General features: G+C 36.7%; 2 protein-coding genes. Both read left to right on the top strand.

The window, feature by feature from the left end; all coding sequences use genetic code 11:
* The first annotated feature begins 347 nt into the window (after positions 1–347).
* Positions 348–1,100: a hypothetical protein gene (locus ACFIME_RS05915; RefSeq protein ID WP_375612654.1), complete on the top strand. Its 753-nt coding sequence runs from the start codon at positions 348–350 to the stop codon at positions 1,098–1,100.
* A gap of 84 nt (positions 1,101–1,184) precedes the next feature.
* Positions 1,185–1,625 (top strand): hypothetical protein, encoded by a 441-nt coding sequence (locus tag ACFIME_RS05910; RefSeq protein WP_375612653.1) that lies wholly within the window; start codon positions 1,185–1,187, stop codon positions 1,623–1,625.
* The last annotated feature ends 233 nt before the right edge of the window (positions 1,626–1,858 follow it).

Here is a 1,858-nt window from a genome sequence, read left to right as displayed (position 1 = left end):
TAAAATTTAAAATCACTTGGTATTCAATTAGCTAGGTATCAAAATGAAAAAAATTGAAAAAAATAAAAAATACGTATTGACATTAAGGAAAGGTTCGTTTAGAAAGGCGTCAAGTGTGTAGAAACACTTAGCGATAAGCGGATAAACCACGATAAGGTTTTTCCCATCTTCAAAATACTGACTTTCTTTTATGCTATCACTAGCATATAACGATTATGTCGGGTGTGGTTATGCCATACAATACCCTTTTAGGGGAAAGCATACAGCGGACTTATCGCCGTGTTTCTAGCGCCCGACGCCCTTATGGGCTGTCAATAGAAACCTTTTTTACGATAAGGATTACTAGCATGAAAGCTACAGTTAAAAAGAGAAAACCATCCAAAAAATATGAATTGACTAATGAAATAGATCATATGACTGGTCTCACATTATACCGTATACGCGCCTTAAAAGATTTTGGAGATGTCAAGGCGGGGGATTTAGGTGGTTTTATAGAAAATGAAAGCAACCTATCGCATTATGGTACGTGCTGGGTATATGATAAAGCCCGCGTTTTTCAAAATGCCCGCGTTTCTGGGAATGCAAAAGTAAGAAGCTTTTTTGTAGACGTTTGTGGGAATGCAAAAATTTATGGGAATGCTATTTTTGAAGCTATTTTTATGGGAGGCAATGCGCGTCTTTATGGGAATGCTCATATTAAAGGTGCTGTTGTAATTGAAGGCAATGCAAAGATTTATGATAATGCCTATGTAACTGATCATGCTCATATTTCTGATGATGCCGTCATTTGTGATAATGCTCATGTTGGAGGCAATGCAAAAATAAGCGGTGCTGCTTATATTTGTGATGACGCGCGTGTTTTCGATGATGCCGTTGTATGTGGTGCTCTTATCTCAGGAGATTCTTATGTTCATAGCGCCGCTTCTTTAACAGCAGATGATCATATTTGGAATGAAGCATATCCCGAATTTGGTAGTGAAGATGATTATTATCGTCATGAGTATTATGATGATTTTGAAGACTATTATGATGCTGATCTTGAATCGGAAAATGATGACGATTTAGAATGTGAATTAGAATGTGAAAAAGAAGCTGCTTAATTAAACAATAGGGCGGTGCGGGGGCGCCTCCTTATAACCATTTCATTTAAAAATTTGTTTGAATATTAGATTAGGGAGCTACCTATGACCACTAAAACTGTATCCAAAAAATATGAACTTACTAATGAAACTACAGAAGTTAAAGACCATCTCTATGGTAGAGTTAGAACACTTTATCGCATTAAAGCTTTAAGAAGTTTTGGAAGTGTTAAAAAAGGAGATTTAGGGGGCTTTATTGAAAGTGAATACAACTTATCACATGATGGCAATTGCTGGGTTGGTGATGATGCCAAGGTTTATAATGCTGCTATGGTTTGGGGGCATGCGAAGGTTTTTGAAAATGCAATAATTTGTGATGAGGCGTGTGTTAATGGGTTTGCGAAGGTTTACGGTAATGTACGTGCTTATGGAAAGGCAATTATTGGTGGCAGGGCGCGTGTTTTTGGAGATACGCAACTTATTTTGGGGGCATGGGTTACAGGAAGAAAAGAGATTTCTACAGGTTTAATATCCTTTTGTAGATAGATAAAGACTGTAGAGGAATTGATTAAAGCGGCTGTGGCGTCTAAAAGATAGAATAAAAAAAAGCCGCGTCCTTTAAGACACGGCTTTTATTATCAAAACAGCTAGCGATCTAAATAAACGATTAAAAGAAATAACCGAAATATAAAAGAACGTCTCTTTATTGCACAAAACGTATCAAAAAGCAAGCTGTTAAGTAAAATAAAAATGGGATTCACACTGTAGATTCAGTGATT

It is taken from the genome of Bartonella sp. AP1QHHD, assembly GCF_042196265.1.
GTDB lineage: Bacteria > Pseudomonadota > Alphaproteobacteria > Rhizobiales > Rhizobiaceae > Bartonella.
The sequence above is the reverse complement of the archived record's forward strand: the minus strand, read 5'-3'. Positions and strand labels throughout refer to the sequence as shown.